The 25,975-nt window shown below is 63.2% G+C and carries 21 protein-coding genes; 16 read left to right on the forward strand and 5 right to left on the reverse strand.

Going from position 1 to position 25,975, the window contains the following annotated elements:
• Nucleotides 1–22 precede the first annotated feature (22 nt).
• From CMV30_RS04050 to CMV30_RS04065, 4 genes are all read left to right on the forward strand, one after another.
• Nucleotides 23–1,375, forward strand: coding sequence for an MFS transporter (locus tag CMV30_RS04050; RefSeq protein ID WP_096057608.1), 1,353 nt, complete (start codon nucleotides 23–25; stop codon nucleotides 1,373–1,375).
• A 3-nt stretch (nucleotides 1,376–1,378) separates the two neighbouring features.
• Complete coding sequence (locus tag CMV30_RS04055; RefSeq protein WP_096054825.1) at nucleotides 1,379–2,617, forward strand: aspartyl protease family protein; 1,239 nt, start codon at nucleotides 1,379–1,381, stop codon at nucleotides 2,615–2,617.
• Between the two features lie 99 nt (nucleotides 2,618–2,716).
• Nucleotides 2,717–3,595: a methylenetetrahydrofolate reductase [NAD(P)H] gene (metF, locus tag CMV30_RS04060; RefSeq protein WP_096054826.1), complete on the forward strand. Its 879-nt coding sequence runs from the start codon at nucleotides 2,717–2,719 to the stop codon at nucleotides 3,593–3,595.
• Nucleotides 3,596–3,790: 195 nt separating this feature from the next.
• Nucleotides 3,791–4,639, forward strand: coding sequence for a PEP-CTERM sorting domain-containing protein (locus CMV30_RS04065; protein WP_096054827.1), 849 nt, complete (start codon nucleotides 3,791–3,793; stop codon nucleotides 4,637–4,639).
• A gap of 110 nt (nucleotides 4,640–4,749) precedes the next feature.
• Here CMV30_RS04065 and CMV30_RS20610 read toward each other — a convergent pair whose 3' ends face one another.
• Together CMV30_RS20610 and CMV30_RS19275 are read right to left on the reverse strand one after the other, a co-directional pair.
• Nucleotides 4,750–6,699: a caspase family protein gene (locus CMV30_RS20610; RefSeq protein WP_096054828.1), complete on the reverse strand. Its 1,950-nt coding sequence runs from the start codon at nucleotides 6,697–6,699 to the stop codon at nucleotides 4,750–4,752.
• 18 nt (nucleotides 6,700–6,717) lie between these two features.
• A complete protein-coding gene (locus tag CMV30_RS19275; protein ID WP_138223114.1) occupies nucleotides 6,718–7,095 on the reverse strand; it encodes an effector-associated constant component EACC1 in 378 nt (125 codons plus the stop codon).
• A gap of 127 nt (nucleotides 7,096–7,222) precedes the next feature.
• Here CMV30_RS19275 and CMV30_RS04080 point away from each other — a divergent pair, with 127 nt between their 5' ends.
• The 5 genes from CMV30_RS04080 (at nucleotide 7,223) to CMV30_RS19280 (ending at nucleotide 10,359) form a co-directional block, all read left to right on the forward strand.
• Entirely contained in the window at nucleotides 7,223–7,840 is a 618-nt protein-coding gene (locus CMV30_RS04080; protein ID WP_096057609.1) for a TIGR02466 family protein, read from the forward strand.
• 75 nt (nucleotides 7,841–7,915) lie between these two features.
• A complete protein-coding gene (locus CMV30_RS04085; RefSeq protein WP_096054830.1) occupies nucleotides 7,916–8,551 on the forward strand; it encodes a hypothetical protein in 636 nt (211 codons plus the stop codon).
• Between the two features lie 133 nt (nucleotides 8,552–8,684).
• Nucleotides 8,685–8,891, forward strand: a complete 207-nt coding sequence (locus tag CMV30_RS04090; RefSeq protein ID WP_096054831.1) for a hypothetical protein — start codon at nucleotides 8,685–8,687, stop codon at nucleotides 8,889–8,891.
• 13 nt (nucleotides 8,892–8,904) lie between these two features.
• Nucleotides 8,905–9,396: a diacylglycerol kinase gene (locus CMV30_RS04095; protein WP_217494454.1), complete on the forward strand. Its 492-nt coding sequence runs from the start codon at nucleotides 8,905–8,907 to the stop codon at nucleotides 9,394–9,396.
• Nucleotides 9,397–9,549: 153 nt separating this feature from the next.
• Nucleotides 9,550–10,359: a hypothetical protein gene (locus CMV30_RS19280; protein WP_138223115.1), complete on the forward strand. Its 810-nt coding sequence runs from the start codon at nucleotides 9,550–9,552 to the stop codon at nucleotides 10,357–10,359.
• Nucleotides 10,360–10,455: 96 nt separating this feature from the next.
• Here the strand turns inward: CMV30_RS19280 and CMV30_RS04105 are convergent, their stop codons facing one another.
• Complete coding sequence (locus tag CMV30_RS04105; RefSeq protein ID WP_096054832.1) at nucleotides 10,456–11,571, reverse strand: LptF/LptG family permease; 1,116 nt, start codon at nucleotides 11,569–11,571, stop codon at nucleotides 10,456–10,458.
• 203 nt (nucleotides 11,572–11,774) lie between these two features.
• Between CMV30_RS04105 and CMV30_RS04110 the strand changes: the two genes are divergently transcribed.
• Complete coding sequence (locus CMV30_RS04110; RefSeq protein WP_096054833.1) at nucleotides 11,775–13,385, forward strand: sodium-dependent transporter; 1,611 nt, start codon at nucleotides 11,775–11,777, stop codon at nucleotides 13,383–13,385.
• Between the two features lie 12 nt (nucleotides 13,386–13,397).
• Nucleotides 13,398–13,553: a hypothetical protein gene (locus CMV30_RS19735; protein ID WP_175414724.1), complete on the forward strand. Its 156-nt coding sequence runs from the start codon at nucleotides 13,398–13,400 to the stop codon at nucleotides 13,551–13,553.
• An 83-nt stretch (nucleotides 13,554–13,636) separates the two neighbouring features.
• Here CMV30_RS19735 and CMV30_RS04115 read toward each other — a convergent pair whose 3' ends face one another.
• Complete coding sequence (locus tag CMV30_RS04115) at nucleotides 13,637–14,887, reverse strand: DUF748 domain-containing protein (protein WP_096054834.1); 1,251 nt, start codon at nucleotides 14,885–14,887, stop codon at nucleotides 13,637–13,639.
• Nucleotides 14,888–15,142: 255 nt separating this feature from the next.
• On the opposite strand from CMV30_RS04115, the gene CMV30_RS04120 reads away from it, so the two are divergent.
• Nucleotides 15,143–17,821, forward strand: coding sequence for a glycosyl hydrolase (locus tag CMV30_RS04120; RefSeq protein WP_138223116.1), 2,679 nt, complete (start codon nucleotides 15,143–15,145; stop codon nucleotides 17,819–17,821).
• Between the two features lie 163 nt (nucleotides 17,822–17,984).
• On the opposite strand, the gene CMV30_RS04125 is transcribed toward CMV30_RS04120, so the two are convergent.
• Nucleotides 17,985–19,274, reverse strand: a complete 1,290-nt coding sequence (locus CMV30_RS04125; protein ID WP_245844396.1) for a thymidine phosphorylase — start codon at nucleotides 19,272–19,274, stop codon at nucleotides 17,985–17,987.
• A 293-nt stretch (nucleotides 19,275–19,567) separates the two neighbouring features.
• On the opposite strand from CMV30_RS04125, the gene argS reads away from it, so the two are divergent.
• The 4 genes from argS to CMV30_RS04145 all read left to right on the forward strand — a co-directional run bounded on the left by argS (nucleotide 19,568) and on the right by CMV30_RS04145 (nucleotide 25,922).
• Entirely contained in the window at nucleotides 19,568–21,367 is a 1,800-nt protein-coding gene (gene argS / locus CMV30_RS04130) for an arginine--tRNA ligase (RefSeq protein WP_245844397.1), read from the forward strand.
• 317 nt (nucleotides 21,368–21,684) lie between these two features.
• Nucleotides 21,685–22,452 (forward strand): GYF domain-containing protein, encoded by a 768-nt coding sequence (locus tag CMV30_RS04135; RefSeq protein WP_138223117.1) that lies wholly within the window; start codon nucleotides 21,685–21,687, stop codon nucleotides 22,450–22,452.
• 39 nt (nucleotides 22,453–22,491) lie between these two features.
• Complete coding sequence (locus CMV30_RS04140; protein ID WP_096054838.1) at nucleotides 22,492–24,000, forward strand: YihY/virulence factor BrkB family protein; 1,509 nt, start codon at nucleotides 22,492–22,494, stop codon at nucleotides 23,998–24,000.
• 260 nt (nucleotides 24,001–24,260) lie between these two features.
• Nucleotides 24,261–25,922: a peptidylprolyl isomerase gene (locus tag CMV30_RS04145; RefSeq protein ID WP_138223118.1), complete on the forward strand. Its 1,662-nt coding sequence runs from the start codon at nucleotides 24,261–24,263 to the stop codon at nucleotides 25,920–25,922.
• Nucleotides 25,923–25,975: the final 53 nt, after the last annotated feature.

Here is a 25,975-nt window from a genome sequence, read left to right on the forward strand (position 1 = left end):
CGTTTTTCTGCCCGCTTCCAACGTGTCATCCTCTTCCGACGCCCACTCTTCCGCCGCACCGAAAGCCCGACGCCCGCTCTCCCTCGGCGTCATCTTTCTCACGCTCTACATCGATCTCATCGGGTTCTCGATCATCTTCCCCCTCGGGCCCGACCTGCTCCGCCACTACCTCGAGGTCGATGGCAACAGCGGCACCCTCGGCTGGCTGCTCCAGCACATCAACGCACTCTCCCGCAGCCTCGGTAACGAATCCCACCTGCCCGAAGTCCTCTTCGGCGGCATCGTCAGCTCACTGTTCTCCATTCTCCAATTTTTCTTCGCCCCCATCTGGGGTGGCCTCTCCGACCGCCGCGGTCGTCGCGGCATACTCCTCTTCACCGTCGCCGGCACCGCCCTCAGTTATTTGCTCTGGGTCTTCAGCGGCTCCTTCTGGCTCTTCCTCGCCGCCCGCCTCCTCGCCGGCGTTTTCGGCGGCAACCTCTCCGTCGCCACCGCCGCCGTCGCCGACGTCACCACCCGCGAGGAACGCTCCAAAGCCATGGGCCTGGTCGGCGCCGCCTTCGGCCTCGGCCTCGTCACCGGCCCGCTCATCGGTGCCTTCTCCGCGCGTATCAACCTCGTCGATATAATCCCATCCCTGGCCCCGCTCGGCCTCAACCCCTTCTCCGCCCCCGCCCTCATCGCCTTCATCCTCGGCCTGGTTAACCTCGTCTGGATCGCCGCCCGCTTCAAAGAAACCCGCCCCCCCGAAGCCCGCGCCATCCCTGGCGAACGCCGGCCCCTCAATCCCCTCCGCGCCATCCTCTCCCTCGACAACCCCGCCGTCCGAGGAATCAACCTCGTCGCCTTCACTTACTCCATCGCCTTCGTCGCCATGGAGGCATCGCTCGTCTTCCTCAGCGCCGAACGCTTCGGCTACACCGCCAAAGAAAACGGTCTGCTCATGGGCTTCCTCGGCATCTGCTCCATCATCACTCAGGGAATGATCGTCCGAAAACTCCTCAAACGCCTCCCCGAGACCCGCGTCCTTTCCCTCGGCCTCGTCTTCTCCACACTCGGCCTCGTGGCCATCGGCTTCGCCCCCGTCACCGCCGTCCTCTATCTAGGCGTTGCCCTCCTCGCCCTGGGCGGCGGCCTCGTCAACCCCTCCACCACCGGCCTCATCTCCCTCTACGCCGGAGCCAGCGAACAAGGCCGCGTCCTCGGCATCTTCCGTTCCCTCGGCTCTCTCTCCCGTGCGATCACCCCCATCGCCGCCGGCATCCTCTACTGGACCAACCGCGAACACGGCGCCCACATCCTCTACAGCCTCGCCGCCCTGCTTGCCCTCAGTGCCTGGCTCCTCAGCCGCCGCCTCCCCCAGCCAGCAAAATAATTGATGACCTCAGCGCGCATCCCGCCGCCCGACCGCCTCCGCCGCCTGCCCGCGTCGGCCCGTCTCGGTATTAGCTGGCTGCTGCTCGCGGCTCTTTTTCTCAGCGGCTGCTCCAGCGTCAGCCGCCTCTATCGCCGCGAATCCCGCCCCGGCCGCACCAAACTCGACTCCCGCCTCGTCGTCATCCCCGCCCAGATCATCGGCAACCACTTCATCATAGAAACCCGCTGGGATAAAAACGGCCCCTGGCGTTTCCTCGTGGATACAGGTTCCTCCGTCACGCTCGTCTCCCCCGAATTCGCCAGCCGCTACGGCTTCCAGCAATCCGCCACCACCAACCCTCCCGTGCGCATCCGCTCAGCCGATGGCGGCACCGTCTCCCTGCCCGCCATCAACCTCAAACGCCTCCAGCTCGGCGACGCCCGCTTCCTCAACGTCCCCGCTTTCAGCTACGACTTCACCGAACTCTCCGCCCACTTCGGCATGAAGATCGACGGCATCCTCGGCTTCCCCCTCTTCCGCGACGTCGTCTTCTCCCTCGATTACCCGCAATCCCGCCTCGTCATCACCACCGCCGGCCCCACCCCGCTGCTCCCCGGCTCCCGCATCCCCTTCAACAACGAGCGCCGCACCCCCATCGTCTCCCTCACCCTGGGCGACGAATCCTTCACCACCCTCATCGACTCCGGCAGCGATGGCCCCCTTATCCTGAATCCCTTCGGCCTGCATCCAAAATTCAGTTACGGCCCCCGCCCCGGCGGCACCGTCGGCACGCTCACCGGCGACCGCCCTCAACAAATCGGCCGCCTCCGCCAGCCCCTCTCCATCGGCACCTACACTCTCGAACTCCCCCTCGTCGACCTCACCGACCAGCTCTCCTCCATCGGCGGCGACGTCCTCAAACACTTCTGCGTCACCTTCGACCCCCCTCGCAACAACGTCACCTTCTTCCGCGACAGCACCGCCGTCATCGCCCCCGGCACCCGCCGCAGCACCGGCCTCAGCTTCACCAAAACCCCCGCCTACTGGCGCGTCGCCGGCGTCGTCCCCGGCTCCCCCGCCGAAAAAGCCGGCATCAAGCGCGGCGATCTCGTCGCCCGCATCAACGGCGAACCCATCTCCGCCTGGCCTCTCCAACGCCTCGACACCCTCACCCGCCGCGCCCCCGAGATCACCTTCACCTTTATCCACGGCTCTAAAGAAATCCCCACCATCATCCCCACCTTCGAACTCATCCCCTAAGCCCGCCCCGGTTCCACCTGCATTCGCCTGCTCCACCCCGCCCCACCCTAACTCCACCCTTTACAACACATCTTCGAATCCAGATGCGTTGATTCAGACATGCAACCCGACCGCTCCATCGTCTCGCTTTTCGCGCAAAACCGCCCGCTCCGCTCCATCGAGTTCTTCCCACCCAAAGATGACGCCGGCGTCGCCGCCCTCCGAGCCACCGCCGCAGCCCTCCAACGCATCTCCCCCGATTTCGTCTCCGTCACCTACGGCGCCGGCGGCAGCACCCGCGAACGCACCGCCCAGGTCTGCGCCTTCCTCAAGTCAGATTTCGGCTTCACCGTGATGCCCCACCTCACCTGCGTCGGCCACACCCGCGACGAACTCCACACCCTCGCCGACCAGATCCACGACAACGGCTTCCGCAACATCATGACCCTCCGCGGCGACCCGCCCAAAGGCGCTGATACCTTCATCCCCACAACCGACGGCCTCCGCTACGCCAGCGAACTCGCCGCCCTCCTCAAAACCCGCCACCCCGATTTCTGCCTCGGCGTCGCCGGCTACCCCGAAAAACATCCCGAAGCCGCCTCCCTCGAAGCCGACATCGACAACGTGAAACGAAAAATCGACGCCGGCGGCGACTTCGTCACCACCCAGCTCTTCTTCGACAACGCCGTTTACCTCCGCTTCGTCGAAAAATGCCACGCCCGCGGCATCACCGTCCCCATCGTACCCGGCATCATGCCCGTCCTCTCGCTGAAACAAATCCAGCGATTCACCCAGATGTGCGGAGCCACCCTCCCAGCCAAACTCATCACTCGCCTCGAAGCCGCCGGCGAAAACACCGACGCCGTCGAATCCGTCGGCCTCGACTGGGCGCTCACCCAAATCCGCGAACTCCTCGTCCAAGGCGCCCCCGGCTACCACCTCTATATTTTGAACCGCGCCAAGTCCGCCCTCGCCCTCGCCGCCGGTCTCGCCGCCTAGCATAAGATCTGTGTGGCCAAGCACTAAGACCTCACACGTTTTTGCCCGATCTGAACTTGTCAGCATTTCATTAAGCAGTTCTTTCTGCATCTCCCGTGCATATTGATCGGGAAAACCGGGGGGGCTGTTAGGGGTCTCCCTGATAGCACAAAACCAATCATTGGCATAATCTCTGGTATCACTTCAGGGACACCTATGAAAACTTCACGCACTGCACTCCTCTTCAGTCTCGCGCTCGCCGCGGTGACCTCGATTGCCCAAGCGCAGATCTATCTCCATTCGCAAATCGTCACCGGTAGCTACGGCAGTGGCGTCACGACCCGCTTCAACTTCGCGATCGATGTGCCTAACAACAAGCTCACCGTCACCGTCGACAACACCGTCGCGCTGGTGAACGGCAGTGGCACCAAAGGCACCCTGATCAGCTTCGGCTTCAATACGCCCTTCACCGGCCTCACCACCGGCAACGTTGATACCAGCGTCAAGTGGACGACCACGAATGCCGGCCGCGCCGCCTCCTACAAGACCACCGATGTGATCAACGGCAACAGCGCCGACCGCTGGGAAGAGCACGCCCCCTACGTCATCACCCACGCCACCCAGTTTAACCAGGAGTTCGGCGTTTCCACCAAGGACACTCCTTCACCTGACGCTGCTGGTTTGGACAACGTCGAGTATGGCATTCAGTACGGCGAAATTGCCGTCTTTGAATTTGCTTTCACCACCAAGGACATCACTGCGGCGAACTACAAAAACTTCTTCGGCGATAACTTCGTCTCCGCTTACTGGCGCGACGTGACGCAAGTCACCGCTAGCGGTTACTGGACTGGTTCCGGCAGAAACCGCCGCTGGGTCGACACCACCAGCGAATGCATCGTCAACGGCGGCTGGGACAAAGGCCAGGGCGACTTCTTCCCTCCTTCCGATGGCGATCTCCCCGCCACTCCTGAGCCATCCACCTACGGCCTGATGGGCGCCGCCGCCCTCCTCGGTCTTGTCGCTCACCGCCGCCGCAAGGCCGCGAAAGCCGCCAAGACCGTCTAAGTCTGGCCCAAAAATCTCTCAATCGCTTCGCCGCGCTCCTCACCGAGCGCGGCTTTTTTGTGCCCGCCGCCCGCCTCAAGCTCCGATCCCCGACCCTTGCGCGCTTTCGCCTAGCCCCGCGTGTAAACCACCGGATTCTGCGACCCCAAACACGCCACCGTCCCGCTCATCATCATTCCTTGGATGAACAGCTGCGCCGTGTACGGAATCAGCAGCGAACTCCCCTGCATAAACACCTGCGGCCCGTTCACCGTAATCGTCCCGCCGCCGATCTGCACACCGAACACATTGTAATCCGCGTATTGATAAACCGGAGCCAGCCCGCTCACCAAAATACGCCCGTTCGGATTCTGCCACCACCCCGCGAGCGACGGCACCAGCTGCGGCGGCAAAGGAGGTGGCGGCAGTGGTGGTTGCACCGGGGCTACGAACAGCGCCCGCACGTTCACCGTCGCGTCGCCACCATTGCTCTTGATGAAAATGCTCCCGATGCACGGCCCCGGCGGCCGCTGCCCGCCCACACTCACTTTGATCGTGTTCGGCTCATCTCCATTCTGAACGCCAAAAAAATCTCCCTCAGTCCTGCACGACCATTCCAAGTAATCGCTCCCGCCATTCTCCACGCGCACAACCAGCACCGCATACGCATCCACCGGCACCTCGCCAAAATCCAGCACCTTCCCCGGCTTCACCACGAGTAACGGCCCCGCCTCAGCCTCCCCCGTCACCTTCACTACCGCCCGCCCGCCCGCGCTGTTGATCACGATCTCCCCCGCCAGCGAACCCGCATGGCTCAAGTCCGGCTCCACCGCCACCGCGTCATCGTTCGCCGTCACCTTGAGCGCCGGATTCGTGCTGTGCGCCCGGATCGCCAGCTCCCCGCTCCCACGATTCACCACCCGGATCACCTGCGGCGCACCACGCGCGCCCACCCGCAGACGCCCAAAATCCAGCGCCTGCGTCTCCACCACCAACACCGGTTTCGCCACCGGCTCCAGCACCTCGACAAACACACTGATCCGCCGGCTCCCTCCGCGCCCCGCGTCGCGCACATAAATACTCCCGCGATGCGCTCCCGCCTTCTGCGGAGTGAACAACACCTTGAAAAACCGCTTCTCAGCCTGGATCGCCATCCACCCATCCTCGCTCGTCGCACTCCACTCCAGCTCCCCGCCCCCTTCGTTAAATACATCGATCATCACCGCCGGCAGCTGCTCGCCCAAATGGACCGCCCTGATCTCTATCTTGCTGTCCGACACCCCCAGTACCGGCCGCGACGCCGCCTCCGGCATCACGCCCGCCCCCGCTCCACCATTTCCTTGATCGCCCGCCCGCGCCTTCACCTTCGCCAGCGGCGGATCGCCCACTGTCTTATCAAAATGCAGCTGCGGGATCTGCTGCGTCGCGATCTTCAATTTCGGCAGGATGTGATGATAAACCTCCGTCAGCGTCACGTACCCGTCCTCGTTCGCATCCACTTCGCCCGCGATGAGCGCCTGCACCAGATGACTCGTAAACGCGCTCGCCCCGCCCGTCTCCCCCGCATCCGTCGCCAGCTGCTGATCGCGACAGCTCGTCAGCAAAAACCGCCCGCCCGCATTCGCCAGCGCCTCCGGCATCCCGCCTCCCTTGAAACTCCCGCTGTGACAGCAATCCAGCACGATCAACGTCCGCGCCGCCCTCGAATTCCGGATCATCTGGCTGATCTCCGAATCCGCCACCGCCGACGAATTCAACCTATCCGTCCTCGTGTCACGAGCGCACAAATACAGATTATTGTACGCGTCCTGCCGCCCGTGCCCCGAATAATAGAGCAACAACTGATCGTTCGCCCCCGCCGTCTGGAAAAAATCGTCGATCGCCTCGCTCAGCTCCGGCTTCGTCCCATCCAGCAGCGTTCGCACATCCGCCGCCTCATGGATGCCCGTCTCCGCCGCCGTCAGCGCCCGCTCCAAAATTTTCAAATCCTCCGGCGGCCCCTTTAACGCCGGCAGATTATGCGGATCTTTCTCGAACCGCGCATTCCCGATCAACAGCGCCCTGTACCGCGTTTTTCCCATGGCGATCGCAACCTCCGCTCACTTCTTCAACGCCGCCTTCAACGACTCGCTCACCAGCTCCTTGCTCAGATTCGTCCCGTTGATCGTGATCTTCTTCTCCACTCCATCCACCACCGTCACGATCTCCAGCGTGCGCGTCACATCCCTCCCCAGCCAGGCGCGAAAAACCTCCACCGCCGCCGTCACCGCACCCGCCGACCCCAGCGCCACGATGATGTCCACCAGCCCGCCTTTCTGCCCCGCCACCGGCATCACTTCCTTCCGCACTTCTCCGACATTCGCCTTCAAACTCCCCAGCAACGTCTCCACCTGCGCGACCCACCGCGCATCGCTCGCATCATAATCGGAACTGGACGGCTTGATCGAAAACTCACCAGACGCGGGGGCAGTGCTCATGCGCGAAAAATTGCCCCGCGCCCTTCCGCACTGCAACCGCTTCGTGCGCACATCGCTGGCAGATAACACCTCCGCCCCGATTTTTTCCGCTTCCCCCGGACCGCGCTCACCTCCCATCCTCGCCGCCATGCCTATCCGCTCCTGGTTCGCCACTCAGATCTACTGCGAAAAACTCCAGAAATCCGGCCTCCCCCGCCTCAACGACGACCTCGCCGACGAGTGCGCCCGCCTCCGCGAATTCGACGACGCCGGCCGCAAATGGTCCTCCACGAACTACCCCGGCGGATACACCAGCTACGCCACGATGAACACCCTTCATCGCTTCTCCTCCACCTTCACCGACCTGGAAAAAAAACTCACCCGCCACGTCCGCACCTTCGCCAAGTCCCTCGACATGGACCTCCGTGGCCGCGAGATCCACATGACCGACTGCTGGGTCAACATCATGCCGCCCACCGCCGCCCACAGTCTCCACCTTCACCCCCTCGCTTTCATCAGCGGCACCTACTACGTCCGCACCCCCAAAGGCTGCCCCGGCCTCAAATTCGAAGACCCCCGCCTCGACCGCTTCATGGCCGCCCCGCCAAAAATCCCCGCCGTCCGCGACGAAAACCGCATCCACACCACCTACCCCGCCGAAGCCGGTAACGTCATCCTCTTCGAAAGCTGGCTCCGCCACGAAGTCGCCTCCAACCGCATCGAAGACGAGCGCATCAGCATCAGCTTTAATTACAACTGGGCTTGAGCCCGCCTCTCACCCCACTCTCATCGCCCACACCTTTCGCCGCCCCACTCTCCTCAACCCTGACTCTTCCGTTTCATGATCGCCTGCCTCCGCCCCCTCTCACTCACGCTCCTCGCCACCTCCGCGCTCTTCCTCACCGCCTGCACCAGCCAGCGCGTGGCCGACGAAGCCAGCATCGCCGAGGCGAAAAAAGTCATGGTCCCCACCATGGGCGCCGAAACCCACTTCTTCGACGGCGCATTCCTCGTCGAAGCCAACCTCGGCCGCGGCTTCCGTCCCCGCATGGTCAAACCCGGCTTTAAGGGCCGCGCCACCGACAACGCCTTCGCCACCGTCATCTACTCCGACGAAGCCGCCCGCGAAATCGCCGAGGAAGAAGAGGAAGGCATGTTCATCCCCCGTATGAGAAACAGCACGCTCCCCCCCGTCGCCCTCCGCCTCCGCGTGTACAACCTCACCGCCGCCCCCGCCGAACTCGAATTCATCGAGTGCAAATCCTACCTCGGTAACTTCGCCGTCCGCCCCGAAAAAATCACCATCCCCGCCGGCGAATCCGGCCAGCCAGACCCCATGGTCTCCCTCCTCGGCGTCAGCGGCGAAGAAATCCCCGTCACCATCACCCTGCGCCTAGGCGGCAAACGCGAAACCCACACCGTCGTCCTCGTCCCCCTGAAAGCCGCCTCCAAACCGCCCGCCCCCGCCGCTCCCTGATCCCCACGATCACCAGTCGCGTGTGCGGCTTCGTTAGCGCCCCACACATCCGCACGCGCCCATATTTTTTCCACCGCGCGTTTCTCGCCCGCGCGCTCGCGCTGCGCCACCGACCGTGTTTACTCGCGGCCTCATGATCGTCATCCGACGCCTCATCGACCGCCACCGCGCCTGCACCGCCATCTTCCTCCCCGGCGAACCCCCGCGCATCTTCCCCACCAGCGACCACGAACACGGCCGCATCCTCCAGATCTACAAACAGGACCGCCGCTACCCTGACGTCTTGAACGACTTCACCGACTTCGACCTCGGCCCGCCTTCCTCCACCCCGCAACGCTGAGCCCCCTTCTCCCGTGGAAACGCCCCACTCCGCTCCCTCTTCCTCAGTTCCTTCCCCTGCGTCCTCCGCTCCTCCTCCCCACGCCGCCACCCCACACACCACCCCCGTCAAACGCCGCGACTTCCGAAACTTCATCGCCTCCATCCGCTACTCCATCGACGGCTTCCGCGAAGCCCTCCGCCACGAACCCTCCTTCCGCGAAGACCTCCTCTTCGCCGTCGCCCTCGTCCCCTTCGCGATCATCCTCCCGGTAAACGCCGTATCCACGGCCCTGATGATCGCCTCCCTCTTCCTCATCATCATCGTGGAACTCCTCAACTCCGCCATCGAGTGGACGATTGATTACCTGCGGCCGGAGCATCACCCCCTGGCCAAACGCATCAAAGACATGGCCAGCGCCGCCGTTTTCCTCAGCTACCTCAACTGCCTCGCCATCTGGGCCATCCTCCTCTGGCCCGGCACCGGCGTCTGGAAACGCCTCGCCGAAAAATTCGCCTCCTCCTGACCCCGCGGTCACTCGGCGGTTTTCACCCTTTTCTCACGCCCTCCACGCTACTCTGCGCTTCTCACGGTAAACTTCGCCTCCAACATTCCGATACAACCGACCGGACACTTAACTTCCTCCGCAGAAAACGTCCGCCCCCACCCGCACTTTCTCATGAAACACTTTCCCACCCTCTCTCTCCTCTCCGCCCTCGCCCTCCTCTCTGGCTGCACCACCCCACCGCCCGCCACTTCCGCCAAACCCACCCGGCCAGCGACCGCGACAACCGCATCCGCTCCCGCCCGACCCGCGACCAAGCCCTCTGCATCCACCACCCCCGCCGCTCCCGCGAAAAATCTCCCGCCCACCGCCGCGACCACACCCGCCGCGCCGCCACCCACACCAGCCCCAGCCCCCGCGCTCCCGCCTCCTAAACTCACCCCCGAAGCCGAAGCCGTCATCTACCGCTTCACCCACGCCAGCAGCGGCAACACCGCCCACGAACTCTCCGAAACCACCGGCTTCCCCTCCGCCCTCGCCTCCCTCCAGACCGGCGCCCCCGCCCCCAAAGTCGAACGCCTCGGCAACGTGAACCTCCCCCCGCCCAAAGGCCTCACCGCCGACGGCAACTCCACCGAACTCGTCGAACGCGACTGGACCGGCCTCATCCTCGTCCCAGTCAACGCCGCCCTCGCCAAAGCCTACACCACCCAGGTCCGCCTCCTCAAAGTCGAGGCCCATCCGCTACACGATGGACGCCTCCGCATCTGGGCCCGCGTCCGCAACGTCAGCGACCGCCCCCTCCCCGCCGAGATTGCCTGCTCCTTCCGTATGCGAGGCGAGACTACGCCCAATAGCCCCTACTTCTACCAGCTCGAAGTCCCGTCCGGTGCCTACCGCGACGTCTTCTTCGTTTCCCCTGACGGCGAACTCTCCGCCTACACCGTCCTCGTCCGCAGTGAGGAAATGTGGAAACAAAAATAACATCCCCGTTCTTCCCGTCTCCGATTCCGCGTTTTCGCCCTTCAGCGCTTCCGCGATAAAAACGCCGTGGCAATTCAGCCACGGCGCTTTCTTGGCTTATCGCATCCTCACCGAAAACCACCCGCCCAGCGCCAGCATCGCCACGCTCGGCACACACGCCGCCATCAGTGGATCGAGCGTCCCGCGCACCCCCAGCGCATTCGCCACCTTCAGCAGCACGAAGTAGAGCAGGAAAAGTCCCAGCGACTTCGACACGCCCACCGCCGGATTCACCCGCACTCCCGCCACCGCAAACGGGATCGCCAGCGCGATCACAATCAACGGCGAAACCGTGTCCGCGATCAGGCTGAAATACCTCACCGCATACGTCGTCACCTTCGGATTCTCCTCCACGGTGAAGTAATCGATGATCCGCCTCAGCTGGAAAAACGACAGATCACTCGGCTTCACGTCGAACACCAGCATCAGCTCCGGCTCCTCCGTGAAATACGGCACCGCCTTCTGCTCAAACGGACGGCTCGAAATCACATCCCCCGTCGCCGGATCGAACCACGTCTCCCGCCCCTGATAAAACGTCCAGCCTCCCCGCTCGCGCTCGAACTTCGCCTCCGCCGCATACATCCGCACTTTCTCCCGCCGCTGCGTGTCCAGCTCCGACACCGTCACTCCATACCCGCGATCGAGCATCGTACTGTACCGGTTCATGAACCACATCCGTCCCTGCCGTTGATTGTCGAACGTCACCACCCGCGCCAGCCCCGCGCCCGTGCTCGTACCACTGACCGCCACTTCGTGCCGGTATTTCAAATACTCCATCATCGACCGCGATCGCTCCACCGAGAGAGGCACCACGCTCGCATTGAGTGCCCACATCAACCCGCACAGCGCCACACCCGTGATCCAGATCGAGCGCGTGATCCGAAAAATCCCCAGCCCCGCCGCCCGGAGCGCCGTGATCTCGTTGCTCCGGTGCAGCTGCCCCAACGCGTACAACAGCGAGATCAGCAAAATCACCGGCAGGATCACCGCCAGAAAACTCGGCACCTTGATCGCGAAGTACATCACGACGTCCGTCACCGGCGCCTGATATTTTAAGAGATCCTCAAAATCGTCATACATCGTCTGGATCAACAGCAGCCCCAGCGTCGCCATCAGGACGACTCCAAGGATGCCCAGCCATTCGCGCAAAATATGCCGGTCGATGAGATTCAACGCGCGCCAACTCAGCCGCCCACCCGCCCCGTGGCAACCCCTTCGTTCCTCCCTCCATCGTTCTCGTTCCCCCGCCACCTCACGCCCCCCACCGATTGCGCCCAACTACCAACTACAAACTACCAACTCCTCCGCCCGACCAGCACACCTCCCCCGCAAAATCCCCGTTGCAGTTGGCAACGCGGTTGCTACCCCCGATCCCCATGTCTGCCCCCAAAGAGGTTTGGTCCTCACGTCTCGGAGTCATTCTCGCCGTCGCCGGCAGCGCCGTCGGCCTCGGTAACTTCCTCCGCTTCCCCGGTCTCGCCGCCCAGTACGGCGGCGGCGCCTTCATGATCGCGTACTTCATTTCGCTGCTGATCATCGGCATCCCGATCGGCTGGGCCGAATGGGCCCTCGGCCGCCATGGCGGCTCCCTCGGCTTCCGCTCCTCTCCCGGCATTTTCCACGCGCTCATCAAAAAGCCCTATGGAAAGTACCTCGGCGTGATCGGCTTCATCATCCCCGTGATGATCTACATGTACTACGTGTACATCGAAGCCTGGTGCCTCGGCTACGCCCTCAACGCCGCCACCGGACAGCTCTCCGTCCCCGGCATGAACTACGGCGAATTCTTCGGCCGCTACACCGGCGCCGGCTCCGACGGCGTCGCCCTCCACTTCGGCCTCCACGACGTCGGCCTCTTTGTCCTCATCGTTTACGCGATCAACTTCTGGTTCATCTACCGCGGCATCTCCAAAGGCATCGAACTGGTCTGCAAATACGCGATGCCCGCCCTCATCGTCATCGCCCTCATCGTCCTCGCCCGCGTCCTCACCCTCGGCACGCCCGATCCGCTCAAGCCCGATCAAAACGTCCTCACCGGCCTCGGCTTCATGTGGAACCCGGGCGACATTTCCGAGGGCCTTAAAAACCCCCAGCTCTGGCTCGCCGCCGCCGGCCAGATCTTCTTCTCCCTCTCCGTCGGCTTCGGCGTCATCATCACGTATTCAAGTTATCTGACAAAAAAAGACGACGTCGTCCTCAGCGGCCTCACCGCCTCCTCCGCCAACGAATTCTGCGAAGTCGGCCTCGGCGGCCTCATCACCGTCCCCGCCGCCTTTATGTTCCTCGGCGCCGCCGGCATCGTCGGCCAGGGCACCTTCGGCCTCGGTTTCAACGTCCTCCCCGAGGTCTTCGCCCGGATGCCCGCCGGCCAGGTCTTCGCCACGATTTTCTTCATCCTTCTCTTCCTCGCCGCCGTCACCAGTTCGCTCTCGATGCTCCAGCCCGGCATCGCGTTCCTCGAAGAAGGCCTCGGCATCAAACGCAAAGCCTCCGTCGCCCTGCTCGGCCTCGTCACCGCCATCGGCACTGGCTTCGTCTGGTACTTCTCCAAAGACTTGAAGGCGCTCGACACCCTCGATTTCTGGGTCGGCACCCTCCTCATTTTTATTCAGGCCACCATCCTCATCATCATCTTCGGCTGGACCGTCGGCATCGAGAAAGGCTGGGCCATCCTCCACGAGGGCTCCGCCCTCCGCGCCCCGGCGTTCTTCAAACCCATCATCAAATACGTCACCCCCGCGTTCCTGCTCACCATCTTCGTCCTGTTCATTCTCAAAAACGTCTTCGGCTGGAACTTCTCCCTCGGCGACGCCGCCCGCTTCGAACCCACCAGCTACGTCCGCGACCTCGTCGGACCCAACCCCGACAAAGTCGCCCGCCTCAGCGTCCTCTTCATCGCCCTCATGACTCTCTTCACCGGCATCCTCGTCCACCTCGCCGGCAAACACTGGGCCACCCATCCCCGCGCCGAATCCGACAAAAACTAAACCCACTTTCCCATGACCACTGGAGGCTGGATAAACCTGATCCTTTCCGTCGGCACCGTCACCACGCTCTTCGCGTGGTGTATTTACCGTGTCCTGACAGCACCCAAAACCGGCGGCTCGCTCGCCCACGTCGAACCGGTGGACGAATCGTCCGCCGACGACCGCTGACCCGTCCCTGGGAAGCGCCGTCCCTGGGAGCGCCGCCGTTCCCGTCGGCTTCCGAATTCGTTCTCGTCCTCCCCCTCGCTCGCTCATTTCCCCGACGGCCCAAACGGCCTCCGAGGCGCGCTCGTCTCCTCCGTCCCCGACCGCTCCGCTTGTGCTTCAGCGTCCTCCGCCCGCTTCGACTCCTCTTTCCCCGATCCGGCCACGCCGCCCGCTTTGTCCGGCTTGAGAACACCCTCATCCGACGGCGCAAAAATCTGCCCCTCCAGCCGCTCGGAAAGCGCCCGTCCGAAACCGTGGCGGATCAGATTCCCGATGGTAGCCAGTATGCCAACATCCGTCTCCCCAAACTCCCCTGAAAACGGAATCCGCGTCGCCACCTGATCGCGCGGCTTGTTTTTCAAAAAGGTGGAAAGCCCGCTCACCATCTTCTCCCACAGCCGCTGCGTCACCGGCTTCGATTTGTCCTCCACGTTCTTGAAATCGAGATGGTCGAAGAACGGTTTCACATAGCCTTCATACTGTCCTTCCGCCGCCGCCACTTCCAAGAACAGCTGAAAATCCCCACTCGCTACATCCACATTCCCATACGCCAGTAGGAAGTCGTTCAACGCGGGCAGATCCACGTTGATCAACTCCAGGTTCAGTTTGAAACGCGGCTGCTGCGCCAGCAGATCAAGCCCGCCAAAAACCCTGAGGTCACCATTTCCAATCGTCTTCGCCCGCAACTCGATCTCGGCCGGCAGCGGACCGCGCTTGTCCGACGGACGATTCCGCAACCCCTTCGCCACGACCTCCAGTCCGTCCAACGCGATGTCCACCTTGGGGTCCGCATCCGTATCGATAAAGCGGATCCGGCTGTCCTTGATCTCCAGCCGCGTGATCTCGATCGGGAAAATATCCTCGATCGCATCCTGCCAACGCTTGTCCACGACCTCCGTCTGACTGCTCTCCTCCGTCGGCGCGTTGACGATGATCAACTCGGCATCCTCCAAAACGAAGTCGCCGACAAACCGCCCGCGAAACAGATCCCGCCACGCCAGCGAGAAATCGATCGTCCCCGCCTTGAAAAACGGCTCACGCGTCTCCCCGTTCGTCTTCACGATCTCAACGTCTTCGAGCTGATAAGCCCCGCGCCAGATCGACAGATCGATGTCCTCCACATGTCCCGCATACTCCGGGATCTTTTCGAGCCGCTGGTTGATCAGCGATTTGATCGTACGCGGCAGCACCAGCCGCACCGCCAGCAACACGAGTGCGACGATCAAAACAAAGTGCCAGCTCCGGCGAAACCACACCGAAGCCCGCTCGAGACGCGTTGAAGACTGGAAGTTCATGCGCAAATTTCCAAAGACCGCATAACCCGCCGCAGGTATCCCCGCTCCGTCCCTCCGGCCATTTCCCGATGTTCGGATCGCCCGCCACCCGGGAACGCCGGCCCCTGGCCGACTCCGCCTCCTCCAATCCTGTAAATCCAGTTAATCCTGTCCAAAACTCCGATCAAAGCCCTCGTTCACTCAACGCGTTGACTGTCCATCGCCACCCCCGATTGCCCGTTGCCCCCCCAACCCATCCCGTTTCCGCTTCCACTCATGCGAACCCCACTCCGCCCGTCGCCGCGTCTCCTCGCTATCGCCCTTCTCGCCTGCGCGCCCGCTCTGACTGCTGCCGATTCTGCCGCAACCGCTCCTCAAAGTCCCCTCGCCTGGCCCGAGGTGAAACAAGAGCACAAACCCTGGACCCGCTGGTGGTGGATGGGCTCCGCCGTCGACAAGGAAAACCTCACGCGCGAACTCACCGAATTCGCCGCCGCCGGACTTGGCGGCGTCGAGATCACGCCCATCTATGGCGCCAAAGGCTACGAAGACCGCTTCATCGACTTCCTCTCGCCCAAATACGTCGAGATGCTGGGCCACACCGCCGCCGAGGGTAAACGCCTCGGTATCGCCATCGACATGGCCACCGGCACCGGCTGGCCCTTCGGCGGCTCCTTCACACCCAAGGAAGACGCCGAACTAAAAATCGAAATCGTCGACGGCAAACTCACGCCGCGCTCCACCGGCTTCAAAGTCAAACGCGCCGCCCCCGGCGCCGCCGGCCTCGTCCTCGATCCCTACTCGCCCGACGCCATCGCCCGCTACCTCGCCCACTTCGACAAAGCCCTCGCCCCGCTCCCGCCCGGCGCCATCCACGGCCATTTCCACGACTCCTTCGAATACACCGCCAACTGGACGCCCGCTCTCACGGAAAAGTTCAAAGCCATGCACGGCTACGACCTCGCCGCGCACATGGCCGAGCTCGAAGGCAAAGGCGACCCCGACACCATCGCCCGCATCAAGTCCGACTACCGCGAAGTCCTCGCCCAGCTCCACATGGACTACATGCACACGTGGGGCGACTGGGTCCGCAAAAACGGCGGCGTTGTCCGCAACCAAGGCCACGGCGCCCCCGCCAACCTCCTCGACCTCTACGCCCTCGCCGACATCCCCGAAACCGAAGTCTTCGGCGCCACCAATTTCCCGATCCCGTTCTACCGCTTCACGCCCGGCGAAATCAGCTACAACGAAACCCAACCGCTCATCAACCGCTTCGCCTCCTCCGCCGCCCACGTCACCGGCAAGCCGCTCATCTCCTCCGAAACCTTCACCTGGGCCCGCGAACACTTCCACGAAGCCCCCTCCGAACTGAAGCCCGAGCTCGATCAACTCTTCCTCACCGGCATCAACCACGTCTTCTACCACGGCACAGCTTTCTCCCCAGCCGACGCCCCTTGGCCCGGCTGGCTCTTCTACGCCTCGACCCAGTACAACAACCGCAACCCGCTCTGGCGTGACCTCGCCGAAGGCCTCAACGCCTACATCACCCGCGCCCAGTCGCTCCTCCAATCCGGCCAGCCCGACGCCGACGTCCTCGTGTATTGGCCCTTCCACGACCTCCTCCACAAAGCCGACGGCTGGGAACGCAAATTCTCCATGCACGGCAAAGACTGGCTGACCGATTCCTCCACCGGAAAACTCGCCCAGCAACTCATCGAAGCCGGCATCCAGTTTGACTTCATCTCCGACGCACAAATCTGCGACCCAAAGAAACGCGCCGGGCTTTCACAAAGCTCCCGCGTGGAAATCGATCGCCCCATCCTAGTGCCACAGTCCTCGCTCATGCCTTTGGAAACACTCCAAAAGCTCCATGAACTCGGCCAGAAGGGAAATCTCGTTTGCTTCATCGACGATCTGCCAACCGACGTCCCCGGCTTCGCTAAGCTTTCTGAACGCCGCACCGCATTTCAGAAGGAACGCGCCGAAATTCTTGGAAAACTAAAAGACTACGGCGGCGTCCGCATGGCCTTCGCCAAAAAGCACGAGAACATCGGCGGCGCTATTCTCGTCGGTGATTTCACCCAAGCACTCAGCAAACTCCCCAAAGGCGAGCCTCTCGTTGACGCGGGCCTCGGCTTCATCCGCCGCATCAGCGACGACCAGCGCACTAAACTCTATTTCGTCACCAATCTCAGCGGCAAACCGTTCGACGGAACCATCGGCTTCAAGCTGGATTCCCGACCAGCCGGTACCGTCGTATTCCTCGAACCGCGCACCGGCAAGACCGGCACCGTCGAATCTCGCGTCACCCAATCGACCGCCAAAGGCCGCACAAGCAATGTCCGTCTCCAACTCGCCCCCGGAGAATCGCTCTTTGTCCGCATTCACTCTGAGAAAGTTTCCGCATCGAAGGCATGGGCGTTCACGGACAACGCCGCCCAAACCATACCGCTCGCCGGCGACTGGCGCGTCACCTTCCTCCGCGGCGGCCCCGAACTCCCGCCCGACTTCAGTCTCTCAAACACCAAGCTCGCTTCTTGGACCGAGCAAAGCCCCGCGCACGAAGGCTTCGCCGGCACCGCCCGCTACGAACTCGACTTCGCTCTCCCTGCGACGCCCGCCGGAGCCGGCGGCGACTGGCTCCTCGATCTCGGCGACGTCCGCGAAACCGCCCGCGTCTTCGTCAACGGCACCCAAGTCGATCTCCTCTGGTCGCTACCCTTCCGTACCCGCATCGACGCCAGCCATCTCAAGCCCGGCCGCAACACCCTCGCCATCGAAGTCACCAACCTCGCCTCCAACCGCATCCGTGACCTGGATAAACGCGGCATCAAGTGGGCCAATTTCTACGACTCCAATATCGTCAACGTGAACTACAAGAAGATGGACGCCTCCAGCTGGCCCATCATGCCAGCCGGCCTCCTCGGCCCCATCACACTGACCCCGCTCAAGTAGGTGGAGCGCGCACTCAGGGCGCGGTGATTTCTTTCCGATGGAGGCGCGCCGCCCTTGTCGCGCTTTCCGGTCTAGGCGGGTTGCCCCCACCCCGCATTCCATCCACAAAAAGGCCGACCGGAAATCCGGTCGGCCTTTGTTTTTAATTCTTCAATCGATCACCTTACGCCACGCGCTCCACCACCAACGGCGGCGGGGTCGGACGCTTTGGCGCGAGACGGTACGCATTCTTGAAGTGATCGAGCGCCTGCTCGAGCTTCGACTCGTCATTGTAGTGAATCATCATCAGCGGCTCGCCCTGCTTCACCTGCGTGCCGACTTTCTTGATCTCGGAAACACCCACCGCGAAATCCACCTTGTCGTGCGGATTCGTTTTGCCCGCGCCGAGGATATGCACGCCGTGCGCGATCATCGCCGCGTTGATCGTGTGAACGTATCCACGCTTCGGAGCCGGGAGCTTGCGGACATGTTTCGCCTGCGGGAATTTCTCCGGATGATCCACGAACGACGGATCGCCGCCCTGCGCGCGGATCAACTCCTTGAACTTCTCCAGTGCGGAACCATCGGTGAGATGCCGCTGCACCGTCTGCTTGGCCGACAACGTCGAGCCAGCCACGCCCGCGAGACGGACGATCTCCATGCCGAGTTTCAGCACGAGTTCCTTCATGTCTTCCGGACCTTCGCCCTTGAGCAGCGCGATCGCCTCTTTGACTTCGAGTGCCGTGCCGACCGTGTCGCCAAGCGGCTGGTTCATATCCGTCACGAGCGCGACGCAACGGCGCTTCATCGAGCGACCGACCCGCGTCATCGAGCGCGCGAGCTGCTTCGCCTGCTCGAGATCTTTAATGAAAGAGCCATTGCCCCACTTCACATCGATCACGAGACCTTCAGAACCTTCAGCGAGCTTTTTGGAGAGAACCGATCCCGTGATAAGCGGCAGGCTCGGGATCGTGCCGGTCTCTTTGCGGAGCGCGTAGAGCTTGGCTTCAACCGGAGCGAGATCAGGCGTCTGCGCGATGATCGCGCCGCCAATCTTGGCCAGCTGGTTGGAAAAATGCTCGGTCGTCTGCTGGCTCTTGAAGCCCGGGAATGCCGCCAGCTTCTCAAGCGTGTTGATCACATAATCGTGCTCCACGCCGCACATCATCGGGACAACCACACCGCTCGCCATCGCGAGAGGCACGAGCACGAGCGAGGTTTTGTCGCCAACGCCGCCGGTCGAGTACTTGTCGATCTTCGGCTTCGCGATGTGCGACAGGTCGATCACTTCGCCCGAAAGCATCATCTCTTCCGTGAGATCGGCCGTCTCCTGCGCGGACATCCCGCCGAAGTAGATCGCCATGGCTAGAGCGGCCAGCTGGTGCTGCGGCATCTCGCCATCCAGCGTGCTATCAATGATGTAGCGAATTTCCTCTTGGGTGAACTCCCCACCGTCGCGTTTCTTTTCAATCAAGAATTCGAACGTTGGTTTGATGAACCTCCGGGGAGGCAGCGTGCGTTTTGTCATGTGTGAATCAGCGTAATAGGAAAGCCCGTTCCTGCGGGCGGCAAAGTGTACGAGCCAACTCCTCCTCACTAAAATGTCGAGCCAAAACTCCCCCCGCTTCACTCGACAAATGCCCTTCATACACCCCCCGCCCGCCTCATCCGCCTGAGCAAACAACTCCGCTTTCTCCTCCGTCCCATCTCTCCCAGCCCTCGCCCTTCGCTTTTAATTGAGCCTTGCCGCGCCACACGCCCGCTCCGTTGTCTGAAACGATGCACGTCTCGTTCAACCTCGCGGCCGATCTCGAAGCAGCCCTGAAAACCGCCGCCTCCGCCGCAGGCTTCGACACCGCGCTCTTCGCGCCCGATGTCCGCACGGCCGACCCGCGCCACGGCGATTATCAGGCCAACGGCGTGCTCGCCTACGCCAAACGCGAGAAACAAAACCCTCGCGCCGTCGCCGAAAAACTCCTCGCCGCCCTCCCACCCGAACTGCTCGCCCGCTACGACGCCGCCATCGCAGGCCCCGGCTTCATCAATCTCACCCTCAAACCCTCCGCGCTCCTCAACTGGCTCAACGCCTTCGCCACCGCGCCTGCGCTCACCGCCGGCGCCTCCACCGCCTACGCGGGCCAGACCTGGGTCGTCGATTACAGCTCGCCTAACACCGCGAAACAGATGCACGTCGGCCACCTCCGCTCCGCCGTCATCGGCGAAGCCATCTGCCGCCTCCTCGCCTTCAGCGGCGCAAAAGTCATCCGCGATAATCACCTCGGCGACTGGGGCACCCAGTTCGGCAAACTTATCTACGGCTATAAACGCTGGGCCGACGCCGACGCCCTTAAACGCGAGCCCATCGAAGAACTCGAGCGCCTCTACAAACTCGGCAACGACGCCACCCCCGCCGATTCCCCCGCCCTTGAAGAAGCCCGCCAGGAACTCGTCAAACTCCAGAACGGCGACCCCGCCAGCGTCGCCCTCTGGAAAACCTTCTCCGAAGTCAGCCAGCGCGCCTTCGACGAGATCTACACCCGCCTCGGCATCCGCTTCGACCACTACCTCGGCGAAAGTTTTTACAACGACAAACTCGAGCCCGTGTACCGCGAACTCACCTCGCTAGGACTCGCTGAAGAGAGCCAGGGCGCGCTCGTCGTGTTCCACCCCGAGCACCCCCGCTTCGCGAAACAACCCTTCATCATCCGCAAGGGCGACGGCGCCGCCAACTACGCCACCACGGACCTCGCCACCGCGTTGTATCGAGCCGAGCACTTCAAGGCCGACGGCATCGTCGTTGTCACCGACTTCCGCCAGGGCGATCACTTCGAGCAGCTCTTCCTCACCGTGCGGAAATGGTTCGAGAAAACCAGCCGCCGCGTCCCCGCCCTCAACCACGTCACCTTCGGCGCCGTCCTCGGCGAAAACAACAAGCCGCTCAAAACCCGCGACGGCGGCACCATCAAACTCAAAGACCTGCTCAACGAAGCCGAGGAGCGCGCCCTCACCGTCGTCACCGCCAAAAACGCCGAGCGCCCCGAGGCCGACCGCTTCACCGAAGCCGAGTGCCGCGAGATCGCCAACGTCGTCGGCATCGCCTCCGTCCAGTACGCCGACCTCTCCCAAAACCGCTCCAGCGACTACGTCTTCTCGTGGGACAAGATGCTCGCGCTTGAAGGCAACACCGCCCCCTACCTCCTCTACGCCGTCACCCGCGTTCACTCGATCTTCCGCCGCGGCAATCTCGGGGCGCCCGGCTCAGACGCGCTCCTCGCGCTCGAAAAAACCGCCACGCCGCCCGAGACGCCCAACGAAATCGCCCTCGCCCGCAAGCTCGTCCACTTCTCCGATGCCCTCGCGACCGCGACAACTACCCTGCGCCCGCACTTCCTGAGCCTCTACCTCTACGAACTCGCCGGCGAATTCAGCGCCTTCTACGCCGCCGAAAAAGTCATCGTCGATGCCCCCTCCATCCGTGCCCGCCGCATCCTCCTCTGCTCGCGCACGCTCCTGATCCTCGAAACCGGCCTCCACCTCCTCGGCCTCCGCACCCTCCAGCGCATGTAGGGCTCGCGCTCGCGCGACGCCTCCGCATTTCGGGCTAGCCGCGTTCCTTGCGCGCCTCTCCCCGTACGGCACTTATCAAGTGCCGCCCTGCGCTACGCCCCCTCGGTACGGTCAGTAGTCCCTCGCCTGCGTACGCCCCAACAACCAACCACCGCCTCCATCCGCTACTGGTCATTGGTCATTCCGCGCGCCCAGCGCGTGGCGCTGTAAGCGTTTTATCAAAAACCCCGCGATTCGCCCCTCCTCGCAAACCACACTCGCCCCCACGGGTCTGCGCGGGACAAAACACTTGCCGCCCCCTCTCCGTCCACCCACACATGCAATCCATGGCCACGCAGGAATTCTACATCCGCACTGCCTCCGAAACTGAAGCGCACGGCCCGTTTACGCAGGAGCAGCTCATCTCCCTCGCAGAGGCCGGCAAGGTCGATCCCCAGACCCTCTACTACGAGGCCAACACCGAGCAATGGATCACCATCGGCAGCAACGTCGAGCTGCGCACCGCCATCTTCCCCGAGAAAAAGCGCCTCACGATCAAGCCCAAAGACCGCATCGCCACGCTGAACACCGGCCCCGACACCCACCCGCCGATCACCGTCGATGAGATGCTCGCCGCCGCCGAAGGCCGCACCGCCGACACTGCCGACAAACGCGATAAAACCATCGCCTACGAACGCGCCGCCCGCCTCGGCCGCTACGCCTGCATAGCGATGCTCCTGCTCACCGCCGCCTCCCTGCTCCTCCCGTCGATCGACCTCCTCGTCGCCTTCGACACCGCCAAACTCGTCGGCCACCCCTACGTTTATCTCGGTATCCTCGACCTCGGCCTCGCCCTCATGCTCATGCTCGGAGCCGTCGCTTGGTATCCATTCATTCGATTCCGCGCCGCCCTCGGCCTCGGTTTCCTCGGCGTCATGTTCTGGATGCAGATGCCCACCCCGGTCATCCCCGTGCTCGTCGTCGCCGCCTCCTCCGCCGGCCTCTACCTCTCCACCATCTTCGTCAGCTACCTCCCCCTCGCCATCTCTGTCGGCGTAGGCCTCGCCGGCTCCCTCGGCTTCGCCTACTACATGCTCACGAACTGACGCTGGCCAACCGCCACGCGTCCCTCCAACGTCCGGCGCATGTCACGCCCTCCGTCGCCCTGGAACCGGCTCGTTAAGCTCGTCCAAAAAGACATCTGGCAGCCCGCCTACCTCGCGGAGCGCTCCTTCCGAGGCGCCTTCTACGCCACCCTCCGCGTCGTATCCATCACCTGGACCGGCCTCATGGAAACGCGCGCCACCAGCCGCGCCGCCGCCCTCGCCTTCTCCAGCCTCCTCGGCATCGGCCCTCTCATCGGCATGGCTGTCCTCATCGCCGGCTTCGCCGCCGGTAAACAAGACTCCGACCTCGTCGCCAAAAAGCTCAACGACCTCATCGCCTTCGTCGCCCCCCAGCTCAACCAGTACGAAGCCAACAAAGCCAAAGGCACCCCCGAGGGCGACGCGAACGCCGCCGCCATCTCCGCCACCTCGCCCCACGTCAACCCCGAGCTCGTCACTCACATCAACAACTTCATCAGCGCCACCCGATCCAGCGCCGCCAGCGGCGGCATCACCAGCGCCATTTCCCTCATCCTGATTGTTCTGCTCCTCTTCACCTCGATTGAAGGCGTCTTCAATGACATCTGGGGCGTCCGCCGCGGTCGCTCTTGGGTGACTCGCATCGTCTTCTATTGGACCATCCTCACGCTCGGCGCAGTGATCTTCTTCGGCGCACTCGGCGCAATCACTCTCTCCAACTTTGACAGCACTCTTAAAACACACCTGGGCGACGACGTCGCTCAAGTGCTGATCATCGCCCTCCGCTCCTCCTCCATCGTCCTGCTGATCGGCATCCTGACGCTCTTCTACCGCTACATCCCCAACACCCGCGTCTTCTGGCGCGCCGCCCTCGCCGGCGCCGTCGTCGTCGGCGTCATGATCGTCTGCAACAACCTCATCGCCGCCGCCTACCTCAGCCGCGTCAAACTCACCAGCAGCCTCTACGGATCACTCGCCCTCCCGATGATTCTCATGTTCGGCCTCTATGTCTTCTGGCTCGTCGTCCTCATCGGCGGACAAATCAGCTACGCCGTCCAAAACGTCCACTACCGCAACAGCCAGGCCGCCTGGGGCAGCCTCAGCGAATCCACCCGCGAACGCCTCACCCTCATTGTCCTGCTCACCATCGGCCGCCGCTTCCAGGCCTGCCTCCCCCCGTGCAGCGTCGCCCAGCTCGGCGGCACCATCAAAGTCCCCACCCAGATCATCAACGAGGCCCTCAACCGCCTCATCGATCTCAACTTCATCTCTCCCGTCCCCGCCTCCGACGAAGCCTCCGCCAACGATTTCGCCTACCAGCCCGCCCGCCCGCTCTCCAGTATCACCCTCGGCGAATTCAAAGAACACTTCGACTCCCACGGCGACGACCCCGCCGGCGACGCCATCGACGGTCTCGACCCCCTCGTCGAACACTACCACGCCTCCATCCGGGCCCTCGCCGACCAGACCCTTTTCTCGAAGCCACTCGACACCCTCTTCACCGAACACGCCTTCGACGAATCCCGCCCCCCCTTCACCCTCGGCCAGCCCGCCCCCAAAAAAGCTTAGGCCCCGCTCGCCGCCTGTAGCCGCGTTCCTTAGAACGTGGCCCTGTCACAATCGCGCCTCCGCCCCGGACCGGCACTTATCAAGTGCCGCCCTGCGCTCCGCCCTCTCGCTGCATCGTTGATGCCCGCCTGCGTCCGCCAAAACGAAACGCCCCCGCCCATCCGCCACTGGTCATTGGTCATTCGCGCGAGCTCCGCTCGCGCACCGTTTCCACGCTTGCCACTCCCCTCTCCCGACCTACCGTCGCGCCCTTTCCCCACATGATTTCCTGGATCCAGAAAAATTTGCAGCAGCACTACCGCATCGTCTTCGGCCTCCTGCTGGTCCTCATCATCATCTCCTTCGTCTTCATCACCAACGCCTCCTCCGGCATCGGTCACGCTGACCGCAAGGTGCAGAAAACCCCCTTCTTCGACCTCAACCTCGGAGCCAAGGACGACGTCGAGAAGATCACCCGCGATGCCTCCATCGCCATCGAGCTCCAGTACGGCATGTCCGCCGGCTCCATCCCCCAATTCCAGGAACTCGCCCTCTCCCGCTACGCCGCCCTCCACATGGCCAACCAGCTCCATGTCCCAGCGCCGTCCAAGACCGAGCTCACCGACTACATCAAAACCCTCCGCGCCTTCTCCGGCCCCGACGGCCAGTTCGACGCCAAACGCTACGACGATTTCCGCAAAACCCTCTCCACCGGTAAATCCATCTCCGAGGCTCAAATCTCCCGCGTCCTCTCCGACAACCTCCGCATCGAACGCGTCAACCAGCTCGTCGCCGGCCCCGGCTATGCCCTCCCCGCCGATGTGAAACGCGAACTCACCCTCGCCGACACGTCCTGGACTCTCGCCACCGCCACCATCGACCGCGCCAGCTTCACCCCGGACATCAAACCCACCGAAGCCGAGCTCACCAAATACTTCGAGGAAAACGCCCTCGCCTACACCATCCCCACGCAGGTCAGCGTGAGCTACGTCGAGTTCAGCGCCGACGCCGTCCTCCCCTCCCTCCCTGCCCCCGCCGAAGCCGACGTCCGTGCCTTCTACGACAACAACGCCGCCCGCTTCCCCATCGCCGACCGCAAAGCCGGCGAAACCCCGAATCCCGATGCCGATTACCTGAAGGTTCGCTCCGATGTCGAAGCCGCCATGAAACGCGCCCTCGCCACCCGCCTCGCCGCCACCGCCGCCGGTGACACCGCCCTCGCCCTCTACGACAAAAAACTCACCGTCGGCTCCCCCGAGTTCGCCGCCTTCCTCGCCCAAAACAAACTCACGGTCAAAGACCTCCCCCCCTTCAGCCAGGCCAACGTCCCCGCCGAACTCGGCCTCAACCCCGCCATCCCCGCCGAAGCCCTTAAACTCTCCAAAGACCGCCTCGTCTCCGACGCCATCCCCACCGAAAAAGGCAGCGTCATCCTCTTCTGGAAAGACACTTTCGCTTCCCGCCAGCCCTCCTTCCTCGAAGTCCGCGCCAAAGTCTCCGCCGACTACATCGACAACGAAAAAGCCAAACGCTTCACCACCCTCGGCCAGACCCTCCGCACCGCCATCCAGGCACGCATCAAGGCCGGCGACACCTTCGAAAAAGCCGCCACCTCCGCCGCCGCTTCGTCCAACGTGAAGGTCGAAACCAAAACCCTCCCTGCCTTCACTCTCCGCCAGCCCCCGCAGGATTTTAACGGCTCCCTCTACGAAGCCCTCCAGAACCTCAACAAAGGCGAAGTCTCCGCCATGATCGTCGAGTCCGACAAAGGTCACTTCGCCTACGCCCAGGACAAAAAAATCCCCGACCTCTCCGAGACGAATCCCCAGTACACCACCACCCTCGCCCGCATCGCCCAGGCCAACGCCGCCGGCAACGCCCAAGCCTTCTTCCGCGACCTCGTCACCCAGGAACTCGCCAAGTCCGCCCCCGCCGGCCGCTAAGCCCGCCCGGGAGCGCCGGCCTCTGGCCGGCTCCAAATCCCTCCCCATCCCCC

The sequence above is a fragment of the Nibricoccus aquaticus genome (genome assembly GCF_002310495.1).
Classification (GTDB): domain Bacteria; phylum Verrucomicrobiota; class Verrucomicrobiia; order Opitutales; family Opitutaceae; genus Nibricoccus; species Nibricoccus aquaticus.